The sequence below is a fragment of the Luteococcus sp. genome (assembly GCF_043424415.1).
Lineage (GTDB): Bacteria > Actinomycetota > Actinomycetes > Propionibacteriales > Propionibacteriaceae > Luteococcus.
The window spans coordinates 1-15,100 of record NZ_JBHWOO010000050.1 but is presented as its reverse complement, the minus strand read 5'-3'; the positions used below and the strand labels follow the sequence as shown (position 1 = coordinate 15,100).

Annotated in this window: 16 protein-coding genes and 1 tRNA gene; 8 read left to right on the top strand and 9 right to left on the bottom strand. The window is 68.7% G+C overall.

Going from position 1 to position 15,100, the window contains the following annotated elements:
- The first annotated feature begins 393 nt into the window (after nt 1–393).
- Nucleotides 394–615 (top strand): hypothetical protein, encoded by a 222-nt coding sequence (locus ACHFFZ_RS02750; RefSeq protein WP_394275130.1) that lies wholly within the window; start codon nt 394–396, stop codon nt 613–615.
- 38 nt (nt 616–653) lie between these two features.
- Nucleotides 654–1,625, top strand: coding sequence for an IS3 family transposase (locus ACHFFZ_RS02745; RefSeq protein WP_394275129.1), 972 nt, complete (start codon nt 654–656; stop codon nt 1,623–1,625).
- Nucleotides 1,626–1,708: 83 nt separating this feature from the next.
- Here ACHFFZ_RS02745 and rlmB read toward each other — a convergent pair whose 3' ends face one another.
- The 5 genes from rlmB to ACHFFZ_RS02720 all read right to left on the bottom strand — a co-directional run bounded on the left by rlmB (nt 1,709) and on the right by ACHFFZ_RS02720 (nt 8,051).
- Nucleotides 1,709–2,674 (bottom strand): 23S rRNA (guanosine(2251)-2'-O)-methyltransferase RlmB, encoded by a 966-nt coding sequence (gene rlmB, locus ACHFFZ_RS02740; protein ID WP_394275128.1) that lies wholly within the window; start codon nt 2,672–2,674, stop codon nt 1,709–1,711.
- The gene (gene cysS, locus ACHFFZ_RS02735; RefSeq protein WP_394275133.1) at nt 2,674–4,050 is read right to left on the bottom strand and encodes a cysteine--tRNA ligase; all 1,377 of its coding nucleotides are present in this window, start codon (nt 4,048–4,050) and stop codon (nt 2,674–2,676) included. Before cysS ends, rlmB begins: the two co-directional genes overlap by 1 nt.
- 124 nt (nt 4,051–4,174) lie before the next feature.
- A complete protein-coding gene (locus ACHFFZ_RS02730) occupies nt 4,175–5,563 on the bottom strand; it encodes a DUF4032 domain-containing protein (RefSeq protein WP_394275127.1) in 1,389 nt (462 codons plus the stop codon).
- Between the two features lie 48 nt (nt 5,564–5,611).
- A complete protein-coding gene (gene metB, locus ACHFFZ_RS02725; RefSeq protein ID WP_394275126.1) occupies nt 5,612–6,790 on the bottom strand; it encodes a cystathionine gamma-synthase in 1,179 nt (392 codons plus the stop codon).
- Between the two features lie 142 nt (nt 6,791–6,932).
- On the bottom strand, nt 6,933–8,051 hold the full coding sequence (locus ACHFFZ_RS02720; protein ID WP_394275125.1) for an ABC transporter ATP-binding protein: 1,119 nt from the start codon (nt 8,049–8,051) through the stop codon (nt 6,933–6,935).
- Nucleotides 8,052–8,246: 195 nt separating this feature from the next.
- Between ACHFFZ_RS02720 and ACHFFZ_RS02715 the strand changes: the two genes are divergently transcribed.
- The 4 genes from ACHFFZ_RS02715 to ACHFFZ_RS02700 all read left to right on the top strand — a co-directional run bounded on the left by ACHFFZ_RS02715 (nt 8,247) and on the right by ACHFFZ_RS02700 (nt 11,741).
- A complete protein-coding gene (locus ACHFFZ_RS02715) occupies nt 8,247–8,531 on the top strand; it encodes a putative quinol monooxygenase (RefSeq protein WP_394275124.1) in 285 nt (94 codons plus the stop codon).
- Between the two features lie 111 nt (nt 8,532–8,642).
- Nucleotides 8,643–9,668: an L-threonine 3-dehydrogenase gene (gene tdh, locus ACHFFZ_RS02710; RefSeq protein WP_394275123.1), complete on the top strand. Its 1,026-nt coding sequence runs from the start codon at nt 8,643–8,645 to the stop codon at nt 9,666–9,668.
- A 15-nt stretch (nt 9,669–9,683) separates the two neighbouring features.
- Nucleotides 9,684–10,922, top strand: a complete 1,239-nt coding sequence (locus ACHFFZ_RS02705) for a glycine C-acetyltransferase (protein ID WP_394275132.1) — start codon at nt 9,684–9,686, stop codon at nt 10,920–10,922.
- Between the two features lie 120 nt (nt 10,923–11,042).
- Nucleotides 11,043–11,741 carry a DedA family protein gene (locus ACHFFZ_RS02700; RefSeq protein WP_394275131.1) on the top strand — a complete coding sequence of 233 codons (699 nt, stop codon included), beginning with the start codon at nt 11,043–11,045 and terminating at the stop codon, nt 11,739–11,741.
- Nucleotides 11,742–11,744: 3 nt separating this feature from the next.
- Here ACHFFZ_RS02700 and ACHFFZ_RS02695 read toward each other — a convergent pair whose 3' ends face one another.
- From ACHFFZ_RS02695 to manA, 4 genes are all read right to left on the bottom strand, one after another.
- The gene (locus ACHFFZ_RS02695) at nt 11,745–12,260 is read right to left on the bottom strand and encodes an O-acetyl-ADP-ribose deacetylase (RefSeq protein ID WP_394275122.1); all 516 of its coding nucleotides are present in this window, start codon (nt 12,258–12,260) and stop codon (nt 11,745–11,747) included.
- Nucleotides 12,260–12,907 carry a class I SAM-dependent methyltransferase gene (locus tag ACHFFZ_RS02690; RefSeq protein ID WP_394275121.1) on the bottom strand — a complete coding sequence of 216 codons (648 nt, stop codon included), beginning with the start codon at nt 12,905–12,907 and terminating at the stop codon, nt 12,260–12,262. Before ACHFFZ_RS02690 ends, ACHFFZ_RS02695 begins: the two co-directional genes overlap by 1 nt.
- Nucleotides 12,908–12,950: 43 nt before the next feature.
- Nucleotides 12,951–13,026: transfer RNA gene (locus ACHFFZ_RS02685), tRNA-Thr, on the bottom strand.
- A 77-nt stretch (nt 13,027–13,103) separates the two neighbouring features.
- Nucleotides 13,104–14,273: a mannose-6-phosphate isomerase, class I gene (gene manA / locus ACHFFZ_RS02680; RefSeq protein WP_394275120.1), complete on the bottom strand. Its 1,170-nt coding sequence runs from the start codon at nt 14,271–14,273 to the stop codon at nt 13,104–13,106.
- A gap of 172 nt (nt 14,274–14,445) precedes the next feature.
- Here manA and ACHFFZ_RS02675 point away from each other — a divergent pair, with 172 nt between their 5' ends.
- Together ACHFFZ_RS02675 and ACHFFZ_RS02670 are read left to right on the top strand one after the other, a co-directional pair.
- The gene (locus ACHFFZ_RS02675) at nt 14,446–14,721 is read left to right on the top strand and encodes a DUF3263 domain-containing protein (protein ID WP_394275119.1); all 276 of its coding nucleotides are present in this window, start codon (nt 14,446–14,448) and stop codon (nt 14,719–14,721) included.
- Between the two features lie 117 nt (nt 14,722–14,838).
- Nucleotides 14,839–15,066, top strand: coding sequence for a CsbD family protein (locus ACHFFZ_RS02670; protein WP_394275118.1), 228 nt, complete (start codon nt 14,839–14,841; stop codon nt 15,064–15,066).
- Nucleotides 15,067–15,100 lie beyond the last annotated feature (34 nt).

Here is a 15,100-nt window from a genome sequence, read left to right as displayed (position 1 = left end):
GGTCCGGTGACGGTCACCCCCGCCTGAGCAGCCCGAGCGGATCCTGGACCCCAGATTCGCGCTCGGGTTCCCGGGCCTCTGGACGAGCCCGTCCGCGTTCCCGCGTGGGTTCCTTGCGCTCGCTCGGGTTGCACGTTGATTGTCAGCATCGTGTTGGACAGTTCCGATACGAGGAGGGGCAGGATGCCTGGACGTTCAGCGACGGGTCAGCGGCGGTGGACCAATGAGGAGAAGCGGGAGTTCCTGCGGTTGTGGCATGAGGCGGCGTCGCTGCGGGGCGAGCGGACACGTTTGATGCGTCAGTGGCGGTTGGCTGATGGGACGGTGCGACGCTGGTTGCAGGCCGAACGGGATGACAGGCTGGGGCCTGGAACCGAACTGGCGAGGTGTGAGATGACCAACAAGGACCGGGCCCGACTCCTGGCGCTGGAGCAGGAGAACCAGCGGCTGCGTCGACAGGTGGAGTCCGCGGAAGCGGTGATGACGATCATGGGAAAAGCGCACGAGCTCTTGGAGGACACCCTCAAGAGCCCGACCCCAGCCCAGGACGTGCCGACCGCGTTGATGAGCCTGCAGGAGTACCAGGACTGGCTCAAGCAGTACAAGATCTCCTGACCACTGCCGCCAACTCCTTGACCGCTGCTGGCTGGTCGGTGGTCAGGGCATGCCAAGTGCTGGGCCTTGCACGCTCCACGTTCTACCACCGCCGCAACCAGCCCGCCCCCGACCCTGCCGTGTCGCGGCTGCGACGCCGCCGCCTCGACAGTGCCCAGCCGGCAGCGTTGAGCCCGGCCGAGCATCAGAAGGTCCTCGACGTGCTCACCGCCGAGGGGACCGAGCACCTGTCGGTGTGCCAGGCCTACTGGCAGGCCTTCGACGAGCAGCAGGTGTCGTGTTCACAATCGACGTTCTACCGGATCGCCCGCCGGGCCGGTCTGGTCGGCGACCGACGCCGTGGTAGGCATTCCACCAGCCGGGGGCGTGGATCTGGCCGGGCGAAACCCGTCGCCGCCGCCAGTCGGGTCCACGAGTTGTGGTCCTGGGACATCAGTGAGTTGCCAGGACCGGGACGGCGCAAATTCCAGCTGTTCCTCGTGCTGGACGTGTTCTCCCGCTACCCGATCGGGTTCCGCGTCGAATGTGATGCCTCCCGTAGCCATGCCGTGGACATGTTCCGGGAAGCGTTCGACACCCACGGAGTTCCCCACACCCTGCACTCGGACAACGGCTCGCAGATGCGGTCCCACGACCTGGCCAACCTGCTCGGTGGCGCCATCACACAGTCGTTCAGTCGTCCCCACGTGTCGAACGACAACCCGTTCAGCGAAGCCCTGTTCAAGACCCTGAAATACGACCTGGCCATGCCCCAGCACTTCGACAGCATCGACCACGCCCGAACCTGGGTGACTGACTACCTCCACGGATATGCCCACCACCACCGCCACGCCGGGCTGAACCGCCACACCCCGCACCACGTGTTCACCGGCACCACCGACACCATCCAAGCCCGCCGCCAGGCCCTGCTCGACCGCAACTACCAAGCCCACCCCGAACGCTACCGACGACCCCCACAAGCACCCCCACCACCAGCACCCACCGGCATCAACCTGTCCAAAGCAGCTTGACAACTACCGTGCAACCCGAGCGGGGCCAGAGAACCCGAGCGGGGCTGCTGCGACGGCAAGTCCCGCAGCGCCCGCCCCCGACCTCAGCGGCAGCGGCTGATCTCGTAGAGCGCGATCGAGGTGGCGACCGAGGCATTGAGGCTCTCGACGGCCGAGGCGATCGGGATGCTCACCAGGTGGTCGCACTTGTCGCGGGTCAGGCGCGCCAGCCCGTCGCCTTCGGACCCGACGACCACCACCAGGGGGCCGTCGACGCCGGGGATTCCGCCGATCTCGACGTCACCCTCACCGGCCAGGCCCACAATGGTGAAGCCGGCCTTGGAGTAGGAGTCGATCGCGCGGTTCAGGTTGGTGGCCATGGCCACCGGGATGCGGGCAGCCGCACCGGCCGAGCTCTTCCACGCCACCGCCGTCATCGACGCACTGCGACGCTCGGGGATCAGCACGCCGTCGGCACCGAAGGCGGCCGCCGAGCGGATGATCGCGCCGAGGTTGTGCGGGTCGGTGATGCCGTCGCAGAAGACGACCAGCGGGGCGGTCTCGCCGTCCAGCGAGTCGGCCATCAGGTCGTCGGGGTGGGCGTACTCGTAGCTGGGCAGCTGCAGCGCCAGGCCCTGGTGGACGGCCCCGCCGGTGAGCCGGTCCAACTCATTGCGGGTGATCTGCAGCAGCGGAAGCGAGTTCTCGGCGGCCAGCTTCAGCACGTCGGCCAGACGCGAGTCGCGCTCGGCGCCTTCGGCGACGTAGAGGCTCTTGACCGGCATCCCGGCCTGCAGGGCCTCGAAGACCGGGTTGCGGCCCACCACCCACTCGGCACCGACCTTGCCGGCCGGTTTGCCCGAGGCGCTGCGTCCGCCTTGGCGACGGGCCAGCTGCTCCTTGGTGGTGCCCGGCTTCACATTGCCCTTGTAGGCCTTGTGGTAGGGACGGTCCTCGGCCTTCGGCGTCGGGCCGCGGCCCTGCAGGCCCTTGCGGACCCGCCCGCCCGAACCGACGGTCTTGCCCTTGCCCTTCGTGGTCGCGCCTCGGCGTGACGAATTGCCTGCCATCAGTTCTCCAGTTCCCAACGGGCACCCTCAGGGGTGTCAGTGATCTTGAGGCCGGTTGCGGCCAGGGTGTCGCGGATCGCGTCGGCCGTCGCCCAGTCCTTGGTGGCGCGGGCCTCGGCACGCTGTGCCAGCAGGTTCTGCACCAGGGAGTCGACGACGGGCTCCAGGTTGGAGCCGCCCTCGGTGGCCAGGTGTGCCCACTCGGGGGCATCCGGCGCCAGTCCGAAGACCTGCAGCATCATTCGCACCGCGCGCAGGTGTTCGCCCACGGCAGCGGCGTCCTGGGCCGCGATGGCCTTGTTGCCCTGGGTGATCCGGTCGAAGAGGATCGCGACGGCCTTCGGGGTGCCCAGGTCCTCGTCCATCGCGGCGACGAAGTCGGCGCCGATGAGGGCCATCGGGTCGGCATCCTCGTGGCCCCCGGTCTGGAAGGGCTCGGCGCGCTCCAGGAAGGAGTCGATCCGTTCGATCGCCTTCTCGGCCTCCACCAGCGAGCCGCGCGAGTCCTCGTCGGCAGGCGAGAACTCGATCATGCTGCGGTAGTGCGGTGCCAGCAGGAAGAAGCGCACGGCGCGTGGGTTGTACTGCCTGGTCACCTCGGTGACCTGCGCGGTGTTGCCCAGCGACTTGCTCATCTTCTCGCCGGCCATGGTGACCCAGGCATTGTGCATCCAGTACTTGGCGAAGGGGCGCCCGGCCGCAGTGGACTGGGCCAGCTCGTTCTCGTGGTGCGGGAAGCGCAGGTCCAGCCCGCCACCGTGGATGTCGAAGGCATCGCCCAGGTACTTGCCGGCCATGGCGGAGCACTCGATGTGCCAGCCGGGGCGGCCCCGGCCCCACGGGGAGGGCCACGACGCGGTGGTCGGCTCGCCCTGCTTCCAACCCTTCCAGAGGGCGAAGTCGCGCGGGTCGCGCTTGCCGCGCGGGTCCGAGTCCTCGGCCGCGGCCATGTCGTCGGCCTTCTGGTGGCTGAGGCTGCCGTAGGCGGGCCAGCTCTTGACATCGAAGTAGACATCACCCGACTCATCGGGGGCCGGGTAGGCGTGGCCCTTCTCGATGAGCTCGGCGATCAGCTCCACCATTTCGGGGATGTGCCCGGTGGCGCGCGGCTCGTAGGTGGGTGGCAGGCAGCCCAGCGAACGGTAGGCGGCGTGCAACTCGTTCTCGTAGTGGTAGGCGTGGGCCCACCACTCGACGCCGGCCTCGGCGCTCTTGGCCAGAATCTTGTCGTCGATGTCGGTCACATTGGCGACGATCGTCACCTCGTAGCCGCTGAAGGCCAGCCAGCGACGCAGGACGTCGAAGACGACCTCCTTGCGGATGTGGCCCAGGTGCGGGGAACTCTGCACGGTCAGGCCGCAGTGGTAGATCGACACCTTGCCCGGCACGAGGGGCACGAAGTCGGTCAGCTGGCGCGAGGCGCTGTCGTAGAGGCGAAAGTTCACCCCCGCAGTCTAGTCGACCCCCACCCGCGCGGCCGCTGATGCAGTTCGTGGCCCCTCAGGCCTCGTCGAGCCCCGCCCTGGCCTTGGCCCGCAGGGCGAAGATGTCGAAGCCGTTGAGCGGCGGTTCTTCATCGTCCTCGATCCCCTCCTCCCACGGGTCATAGGGGGCCTCGTCGTTGTCGTCGGCATATCCCTGCGAGGGGTCGAAAGGATTGGCCAGCACCCGCTGGCCGGATTCGGTCGAGTCGCCGGCCAGCGCCTCGTCGGGCAGGTTGCGCAGGATGTCATTGATGTAGCCGTGCGCGGCGTCGGTGATGGAGACCTCGTAGCCACTGCGCTGGCTGGCATACCAGCGGTAGTCGAGCACCTCATGGAAGAACTGGGCCGGGTCGCGCTTGCCCGCCAGCTCCGGCGGGATCGTGGTGACGGCGGGTTCGAAGCACTGGGTGAGCCACTGGTGGGCGACCTGGGCCTCGTCGACGTGTTGCTGGTTCGTGCGGGCCCGGTAGGTGTCCAGGTCGTTGAGCAGGCGGCGTGCCTGGTTCTCCTCGGTGTCCAGCCCGGTCAGGCGCAGCAGGCGCCGCGAGTGGTGCCCGGCATCGACCACCTTGGGCTGGATCCTCACGGTGTCGCCGCTGGGCGAGGTGACGATGTCCAGTTCGGCGACGTCGAAGCCCAGGGCGTTGAGGCGCCGCACCCGCGACTCGATGCGGTGCAGCTCATTGCCACCGAACTCCTCGACGCCGGTCAGTTCGGTCCACAGCTCGCGGTAGCGGTTCTCGATGTTGTCCACCAGGCTCAGCGGGTCGAGTGACTCGTCGAGCAGGCCGCCGGCCTCCAGGTCGCAGAACTCGCCGAACAGGTTCGTGCGCGCGATCTGCAGGTCGTGCTCGCGCTGGCCATTGGTCAGCTTGTCGTGCAGCTCACCGGTCTCGGCATCCACCAGATAGGCGGCGAACTCGCCGGCGTCGCGACGAAAGAGCACATTGGACAGCGAGACGTCGCCCCACAGGAAGCCCAGCAGGTGCAGCCGGGCGAGCAGGACCACGAGCGCATCGATCAGGCGCATCACGGTGTCCTGGCGCACGCCGGAGCTGAACAGGGAGCGGTAGGGCAGCGAGAACTGCAGGTGGCGTGTGATCAGCACCGGGTCCAGCGGGGTCCCGTTCTCGGAGACGCGGCCGGTCACCACGCCCAGCGGCTCCACCGAGGGAGTGCCCAGGCGCATCAGGTCGTGAAGCATCCGGTACTCGTGGATGGCCAGGTGCTCGATGACCTCCTTGGCGGCATAGACCTGGTCGTCGACGCGGATGAAGCGCACGACGTGGCGCGAGATGCCGCGGGGGAGCGCGACGAGTTGTTCGGCCGGCCAGCTGGCGAGGGGGGTCGACCATGGCAGGGGGATCAGCCGGGCGTCAGGTTTGGCGGACAGGAATCGGGGCACTCCACCATGGTGCCATCCGTGCTGACAATCCGGGGCAGTGGGCGTGAGTCAGGCAGCGTGGGCGCGGTCGAGTGCTGCCCGCAGGTCGGCCACCAGGTCGTCGGCGCCCTCGATCCCGATGCTCAGCCGCAACAGTGACTCGCTCAGCCCGGCTGCCTGCTGCACCTCGGGCGGCATCGAGGCATGGGTCATGGTGGCCGGATGACAGACCAGCGTCTCCACCCCGCCCAGGCTCTCGGCCAGCAGCAGCAGCTGCAGGCCGTCGCTGAAGCGCTTGACGGCCGCGAGTCCTCCGTGCAGCTCGAAGCTGAGCAGCGAACCGAAGCCGCCGTACTGCTGGCGACGGGCCAGCTCGTGCCCGGGATGTGACGGCAGCGACGGATGGTGCACGGCCGAGACCGCCGGGTGGCTGGTGAGCACTTCCACCATGGCGCGGGTGTTCTCCTCGTGCACCCTGATCCGGGCATCCAGGGTGCGAAGGCCGCGCAGCACCAGGTAGGAGTCCAGGGCGCCGGCGGTCAGTCCCAGGCAGTTGCCCCAGCCGCGCAGCTGCTCTGCGTGCTCCGGGCTGCGCGCAATCACCGCACCGCCCACCACGTCGGAGTGGCCGTTGAGGAATTTCGTCGTGGAGTGCAGCACCAGGTCGGCACCCAGGTCGAGCGGCAGCTGCAGGGCAGGGGAGCAGAAGGTGTTGTCGACGGCCACCACCGCCCCGGCGGCATGGCCCAGCTCCGCCACGAGTGCGATGTCGGTGAGGCGCAGCAGCGGATTGGAGGGGGTCTCCACCAGCACCAGGTCGGCGGGGCGCGACAGTGCCTGCCGGGCGCTCTCGGGCTCGGTGAGGTCGACGAAGTCCACCTCCAGGACGCCCTTGTCCGCCAGCCACACCAGCTGGCGCCAGGTGCCGCCGTAGCAGTCATGGGGTGCCACGACCCGGCCGCCACCCCCGACGACGGTGTTGACCACCAGGGTGACCGCCGCCATGCCGCTGTTGGTCACCACGGCGCCGGCGCCACCCTCCAGAGTGGTCAGCGCCTCGGCCAGCAGGTCGCGGGTCGGGTTGCCGCTGCGCGAGTAGTCGTAGTCGCCGCGCCCGTCGAGACCGTCGAAGACATAGTTGGTCGACAGGTGCACCGGAGGGACCACCGCCCGGTGCGAGCTGTCTCGTCCCAGCCCGGTGCGAAGCCCACGGGTTGTGCGGCCGAGGCTGTGGTCTTGCTGGCTCACGATGGTCTCCTGGGTGGGGGTCAGGGTGTCACTCCAGCCTAGGAGTCCAGCCAGAGTGCCTGTTCCGGCAGTGAATTCGTGAGACGTGACGGACCCCGCCACCGGACAGGTGGCGGGGTCCGCAAGGGGTGCTGCGGCGGGATCAGCGGGCGCTGTTGGTCCCGGGCGAGAGGCGCTCCTGCGTCTCGTTGCTGAACACGTGCACGTTCTCGGGCGAGACGGCCAGGCGGACCGTGCTGCCGCGCTGGGGCTGCACGCGACCGCTGATGCGGGCCACGATCTGGCTGGCGGTCAGCTTCTCGTCGTCGGGCAGGTCGGCCAGCACGCCGTAGATGTAGCCGTCGGCGCCGAGCTCCTCCACCACTGCGACCTCGACGGGGATTCCGTTGTTGTCGGGGGCGATGGTGAAGTTCTCCGGGCGGATGCCGATGGTCAGCGTCTGCTCGTTCGGGGCCTTGGCGAGGGTCTCACGGGCCACGGGCACCACGTAGTCGCCCACCTGCACGCCACCGTCGACGACGCGACCGGTGGTCAGGTTCATGGCCGGCGAACCGATGAAGCCGGCGACGAAGAGGTTGGCGGGGGTGTCGTAGAGGGCCAGCGGGGTGTCGACCTGCTGCAGCACGCCGTCCTTCATGACGGCGACGCGGTCACCCATCGTCATGGCCTCGACCTGGTCGTGGGTCACGTAGACGGTGGTGACGCCCAGGCGGCTCTGCAGGGCCGCGATCTGGGTGCGGGTCTGCACGCGCAGCTTCGCATCCAGGTTCGACAGCGGCTCGTCCATCAGGAAGACCTGCGGGTTGCGCACGATCGCGCGGCCCATGGCCACGCGCTGGCGCTGGCCACCCGAGAGGGCCTTCGGCTTGCGGGCCAGGAAGTCCTCCAGGCCGAGCAGCTTGGCGGCCTCCAGGACGCGCTGGTTGCGCTCCTCCTTGGGGACGTTCTGCATCTTGAGGGCGAAGCCCATGTTGTCCGCGACCGTCATGTGCGGGTACAGCGCGTAGTTCTGGAAGACCATCGCGATGTCGCGGTCCTTGGGCGGCAGGTCGGTGACATCGCGGTCACCGATGTGGATGCTGCCGGCATTGACCTCTTCGAGTCCGGCGAGCATGCGCAGGCTGGTGGACTTGCCACAGCCGGAGGGGCCGACGAGCACCATGAACTCGCCGTCGCCGATCTCGAGGTTGAGCTTGTTGACGGCGGGGCGGTCGGCGCCCGGGTAGACGCGCGAAGCGTCCCTGAAACTGACGGTGGCCATTGCCACACTTCCTCTCCACGGGCAGGTACGTGCCCGACGATCCGTAGTGGAAAAATCGTGGACGCCATTGCCGTCCACGTCTCCAAGGGTTGCACATGATGAACAGCAGGTGAAGAGTGGTCCCCGATTCTGGGCTGAAGAGCCGCTGTGGCCGGTGCGATGATGGGTCCACACCACCACCCAGACAGGGGCCACATGATCATCACCCACTGCCTTGTCCACACCACTCCCGAAGGAGTCGACGAGTTCATCGCCGCAAGCCAGCGCAATGCCGAGGCCAGTCGCCAGGAGCCCGGCGTGGAACACTTCGAACTCGTCCAGGACCTCGCCGATCCCACCCGCTTCTGCCTCGTGGAGCACTACCGCAGCCTCGAGGACGTCGAGTCGCACAAGACCCAAGCGCACTTCCTGGCCTGGCGCGAGGCGGTCAGCCACCTGATGGCCGAGCCGCGCACCACGCACCGCTTCACCACGCTCTGACCACGGCGCCCCCCGTTCCTTGCGCCCCACCCGCGCGCAGGCGAAGGACTTGGTTAGCATCGTGGGCACGACCGAATGTCCTGCGGTCCCACGATGGCGTGAGGAGAAGTGATGAAGGCACTGGTGAAGGTCAGTCCCGAGCCCGGGCTCGAGCTCGTCGACGTGCCGGAGCCCACGATCGGGCCCAATGAGGTGCTGATCAAGGTGCTGCGCACCGGGATCTGTGGCACGGACCTGCACATCGACCACTGGGACCCGTGGGCACAGCGGGTCGTGCCCACCCCCTTGACGATCGGCCACGAGTTCTGCGGCGAGATCGTCGAGCTCGGCAGCGCCGTCGAGGACCTCAAGGTCGGCATGTTCGTCAGCGGCGAGGGCCACTATGTGTGCGGCCGCTGCCGCGCCTGCCTGGCAGGCAAGCGGCACCTGTGCCGAAACACCCAGGGCATCGGCTACATGGTGCCCGGTTGTTTCAGTGAGTACTTCGCCATGCCGGCCGGCAATGTGTGGGAGCACCGCGTCGACGTCGACCCCGATGTCGCGGCGATCTTCGACCCCTTCGGCAATGCCGTGCACACCGCACTGCAGTTCCCGGCCCTGGGCGAGGACGTGCTGGTCAGCGGTGCCGGCCCGATCGGGATCATGGCCGCGCTGGTGGCGCAGTTCTCCGGGGCCCGGCACGTGGTGATCAGCGACCTGTCGGAGGAGCGTCTGGAGCTGGCGCGTTCGCTGGGGCTGGTCCACGCCGTCAACCCCGCCCAGACGCCGCTGTCGTCGATCTTCGACAGCGCGAAGATGCGCGAGGGCTTCGACATCGGCCTGGAGATGTCGGGCTCGGGGCGGGCCCTGTCCGACATGATCGACAACATGACCCACGGGGGTCGCATCGCGCTGCTGGGCACGCCTGCGCGACCCACCGAGATCGACTTCAGCAAGATCATCTTCAACATGCTGACCCTGCAGGGCGTCACCGGCCGCCAGATCTTCGAGACCTGGTATGCCATGACCGTGCTGCTGGAATCCGGGCTGGACATCTCCGGTGTGATCACCGACCGCCTGCCCTACACCGAATACCGAGAGGCCTTCACCATCGCGGGCAATGGCCGCGGTGGCAAGGTCGTGATGGACTGGAGCTGAGCCGTGAGCAGGACGATCACCACCGAGCTGGCCGCCGAACTGGCCGAGCTGAAGGAACAGGGCCTCTACAAGGTGGAGGTGCCGCTGTCGAGCGCCCAGAGCGCCCACATCGACGTGCAGGGACGACGGGTCGTCAACCTGTGCGCCAACAACTACCTGGGGCTGGCCGACAACCCCTCGCTGATCCAGGCCGCCAAGGACACGCTGGACCGCTGGGGCTTCGGCATGGCCAGCGTGCGCTTCATCTGCGGCACGCAGGACCTGCACACCGAGCTGGAGAGCAAGATCACCGGCTTCCTGCATCCTGTCACCCAGGGCGAGGGGGGACGACCCCCCTTCGATCCCCCCGCGCCCGAGAGCTCCCAGGGCGAGGGGGAATGGGACACGATCCTCTACTCCTCCTGCTTCGACGCCAACGGCGGCCTCTTCGAGGTCCTCTTCGGCGAGCAGGACGCGATCATCTCCGACGAGCTCAACCACGCCTCGATCATCGACGGCGTGCGACTGAGCAAGGCCCGTCGCCTGCGCTACCGCAACCGTGACATGGCCGACCTGGAGGAGCAGCTCAAGGCCTCGCAGGACTGCCGGCGCCGCGTGATCGCCACCGACGGCGTCTTCTCCATGGACGGCTACCTGGCGCCGCTGGACGAGATCTGTGACCTGGCCGACAAGTACGACGCGCTGGTGATGGTCGACGACTCCCACGCCGTGGGCTTCGTCGGCACGCACGGCGCCGGCACCCCGGAGAAGTTCGGGGTCCAGGACCGTGTGGACATCATCACCGGCACCCTCGGCAAGGCCCTGGGTGGGGCCTCCGGCGGCTACACCTGCGCCCGCTCCGAGGTGGTCGAGATGCTGCGCCAGAAGAGCCGGCCCTACCTGTTCAGCAATTCGCTGGCCCCCTCCATCGCGGGTGCGACGCTGGCCACCATCGAGCTGCTGGAGCAGTCGGACAGCCTGCGCGAGCAGCTCAACGAGAACACCCGCTGGTTCCGCGAGGAGATGACCCGTCGCGGCTTCGAGATCCCCGAGAGCGACCACGCGATCGTGCCGGTCATGATCGGTGACGCGGTCAAGGCCGCCGCCATGGCCGACATCATCCTGGCCGAGGGCATCTATGTGCGGGCCTTCAGCTACCCGGTGGTGCCCAAGGGCAAGGCGCGCATCCGCACGCAGATGTCGGCCACCCTCACCCGCGAGGACCTGGAGGCAGCCGTTGCCGCCTTCGAGAAGGCGCGGGCCGAGGCCGGCTGAGGCTGCCGACGGCCAGGGGCCGGGTACGCTGGCGCGGTGACCAGCAGCCCCGACCCCTGGCAGGCGCGCCCCGCGCCGGACGCCACCGATGAGCCCGCCGTGGGTGCAGCGCCCGTGACGATGGCCACCGCCGACGACGAGAAGGCCTGGTGGGACAACGAGGGCCTGCCGTGGAAGCACGAACCCGGCCGCGCCGACAAGGCGTGCATGGCCTGGATCGCCTTCATGGGGCTCTTCGGACTGGCGATGCTGCCGCTGCGCGGATGGCTGCTCGGGCTCAACCCGCCCCTGCTCGTCGCCCTGACCGGGTCACGCTCCGGCACTGCGGCGATGGGCGCCCTGGCCAGCCAGGGACTCGCGCCCCACTGGTGGTTCCACCTGGCGCTCGGATCGCTGATGAGCATCAAGTTCGACTGGGTCTTCTGGTGGGCCGGCAAGCTCTGGGGCCGCGGCATGATCGAGGTCTGGGCCGGCCAGTCGAAGCGGGCCGCCAAGAACTATGCGCGCGCCGAGGGATGGGCGACCAAGCTCGGCTGGCTGGGCATGTTCGTCGCCTATGTGCCGATCCCGCTGCCGCTGATGCAGGTGATCTTCGTCCTGGCCGGCTCCACCGGCATGAGCTGGAAGAAGTTCATGGCGCTCGACTTCCTCGCCAGCACCTGCTGGCTGCTCGGTTACTTCTGGTTCGGGTGGAGCGTCGGCGAGCCCGCCGTCGTCCTGCTCAAGGAGTACGCCAAGTACGCCAACTACGTCGCCATCGCCCTGGTCGTCTTCATCTTCGGCTCCACCTTCTGGTCGCAGTCCAAGAAGGCCCGCTGAGCCTCAGCCGGTCAGCGCCACCCGGTAGCCCCGCTCCGCCTGCTCGTTGAAGGCCACCAGGAGCACCCGCTCCACCCGCGTCGACGTGGCACGCACCGTGTGGACCGCGATCCGCGTCGCATCGTCCATCGGCCAGCCGTAGACGCCGGCCGAGATGGTGGGGAAGGCGATGCTGCGCGCACCGAGCTCGTCGGCAATCCGCAGCGATTCCCGGTAGCAGGAGGCCAGCGTGTCCGAGCGGTCCTCGCGGCTGCTGAAGACGGGCCCGACGGTGTGCACCACCCACCGGGCCGGCATTCGTCCCGCCGTGGTGGACACCGCCTGGCCGGCGGGCAGGCCGCCGACCAGGCTCGTGCGTCGCAGCTCGCGGCAGGCCGCCAGCACCTCGGGCCCGCCGGCGCGGTGGATCGCGCCGTCGACGCCACCCCCGCCCAGCAGGCCGGAGTTGGCGGCATTGACCACCGCGTCCACCTGCAGCGAGGTGATGTCTGCGCGCACCACCTCCAGGGCCGACCCCATCACCGTGCCCTGCCGAAGACGGCCACCAGGAAGTCCGAGTCCTCACGGAAGGGCTTCAGGTCCCAGGTGGACAGGCCCAGCTGCAGCTCCAGCCCGCCCGCGGCCGCCTGGTCGAGGAAGTCGGAGAACTCGTAGCCGCGGCCGGCACCGAAGCCGATCACGCACCGCCCCTCGGGGGCCAGGTGGCGGGCCAGGTTGGCCAGGATCCGCGGACGGCTGGACGGGGCCGGGAATGCGATCGCATTGCCGGCGCACAGGATCACGTCGAAGGGCTCGCTGATGCCCTGGGCGGGCAGGTCGAGCAGCGTCAGGTCCTGCACCACATAGCGCGGCCCGGGGGCCTCCTGGCCCGCGATCTCGATCAGGGTCGGGTCCAGGTCCACACCCACCACGTCATGGCCGCGCTGGGCGAGCCAGCTGGCGTGCCGGCCCGGACCGCAGCCGGCATCCAGGATGCGGGCCCCGCGCGGGGCCATCGTGTCCACGAAGCGGGCCTCGCCCAGCAGGTCGGCGCCCTCGGCGGCCATCCGGCGGAAGCGTTCGGCATAGTTGCGCGGGTGCTCGGGGTTCTGGGCCACGATGCGCTCCCAGGTGCCCGGCTCGACGCCGGCAGGGGAGGGCTGGGATGAGGTGGTGGGATCAGTCACCCGTCCATCCTGTCACGCGCCGCATGGAGCCGGTGATCGTGTGTGGAGCCCCCGACAGGAGTCGAACCCGCGACATCCTCTTTACAAGAGAGGCGCTCTACCCACTGAGCTACGGAGGCGTGCCGGCCAAGGCCGACCGCTCAATTGTGCCGTCGGGCGGCCGGTCAGGACAAGCCGCGGGGCCGCCGCCTCCTCCTCAGAGCCCTGGGGCGGCCAGGAAGCAGGTACCGGAACCGGACAACGTGACGGCCTCCCCGGCGGTGATGAAGGCGGACTCTCCCTTGCCCAGACGCGTGCCTGCGGCGTCGCGGACCTCCCCGTCGACCACCAGCAGCACACGGCCCGCAGCGGTGGCCGGCAGCTCCACCTCGACACCATCGGACGGCTCCACCAGCCACAGCGAGAACTCCGGCGCGGGCGTCGGGTAGTGGAGAAGGCCGGGTGCCTCCTGCACACCGTGCACCAGCTCCACCGGGGCAGCGTCGAAGTCCACCACGGCCACCAGCTCGTCGACGTCGATGTGCTTGGTGGTCAGGCCGCCCCGCAGCACATTGTCGGAATTGGCCATGATCTCGATGCCGGTGCCCTTGAGGTAGGCGTGCATGTTGCCGGCGGGCAGGTAGATGCCGTCGCCGGGCTGCATCGTGAAGCGGTTCATCATCAGGGCGGCAAGGATCGAGCTGTCTCCGGGGTAGAACTCGTCGAGCATCACCGCGGTGCGGCAGAAGTCGCCGAACTCGCCCTCCTCGTTGGCATGCACCAGGCAGCGGGCGACAGTCTCGTCCACCAGGCCCTGGTGCGCCTCGTCACGGCCCAGGGCGTCGAGGAAGACCTCGGCCAGCCCCGCCGCCCCCCGGCGCAGGCGCAGGGGAGCGACCATCTGGTCGAGCTGGGCGATGCCGAGCTGCTCGAAGAGCTCCGCGGTGCGCAGCGGCTCGCGGAAGCCGCACAGGGCGTCGAAGGGGGTCAGGGCGAGCATCAGCTCCGGCTTGGGCCAGTCGTCCTTGTAGGTGCGCGTCGGATCGGTGAGTTCCACGCCCGCGGCATTCTCCCGGGCGAAACCGGTCTCGGCCTGTTCCCGCGAGGGATGTGCCTGCAGCGAGAGGGGCTGGTTCGCCGCGAGGATCTTCAACAGGTAGGGCAGCACCGGCCCGAAACGCTCGACACTGGCCTGGCCGACCACTTCGGGATGCTCGGCCACCAAGGTGTCCAGTCGCTGTCCGGCGACGACCGACGGAGCGCTGCGATGTGCCCCGAGCCAGTACTCGGCCTGGGGTTCACCGGTCTGCTCGTGACCCAGGATCTCGGCGATCGCGGTGGTTGATCCCCAGACGTAGTTCTGGATGGTTCCAGCCATCGGTTGCATGGGTGCGGATCCTTCGGGTGGGAGGAGGGTCGGGATGCTGCGCGTCCCAGTCTGACAGGTGGGGGGTCCTTCGCGCCGAGCTGCCAAGGGCTCTGCTTGGTCCTTCCTCAGGATGGTGGCTGCTGGTCGCCGCTGACTGCGGTTGTCGGTGGCGGCGCCTAGGATCGAGCCCATGTCCCAGCCCATTGCCCTGCCCGACGAGCCCCTGGAGGAGTGGCAGCAGGCCATCCTCGACTTCGAGCAGGACGCCTCCCGGCTCGGTCAGGCACAACGTGAGCAGGAGGTGCGCGACCGCTTCGACATGTCCCTGCCGCGCTACACCCAGGTGCTCAACCAGCTGCTCGACCACCCGGCCGCGCTGGCCCACCAGCCGCTGCTCGTGCGGCGCCTGCGCCGCCTTCGCGAGCAGCGCCGCCTGGCCCGTTCTGCGGCACCCCTGGTGCGGTGAGGCATCAGGTGACGGATTTCGCCGGCCGCGGAAGTCCTTCCTGGGCAGGCGGTTGCGGGATAGCGTTGAGTCAAACGCACGCCGGAGCGTCTGGAGGGACGCAAGAAGGAGGATTCCATGGGTATCGGTGACAAGCTCGAGAACGCCAAGGACCAGATCGCCGGAAAGGCCAAGCAGGCCGCCGGGGATGCCACCGACAACGAGCGTCTGCAGACCGAGGGCGCTGCCCAGGAGTTCGACGGCAAGGCCGGCCAGAAGGTCGAGCAGGCCAAGGACAAGGTCGACCAGAAGGTTGACGAGGTCAAGGGCAAGGCCAACGACATCGTCGGCGACCAGAGCAACTGACGTAGCCAGCTCTACACGCTGCGGCGATGCCCAG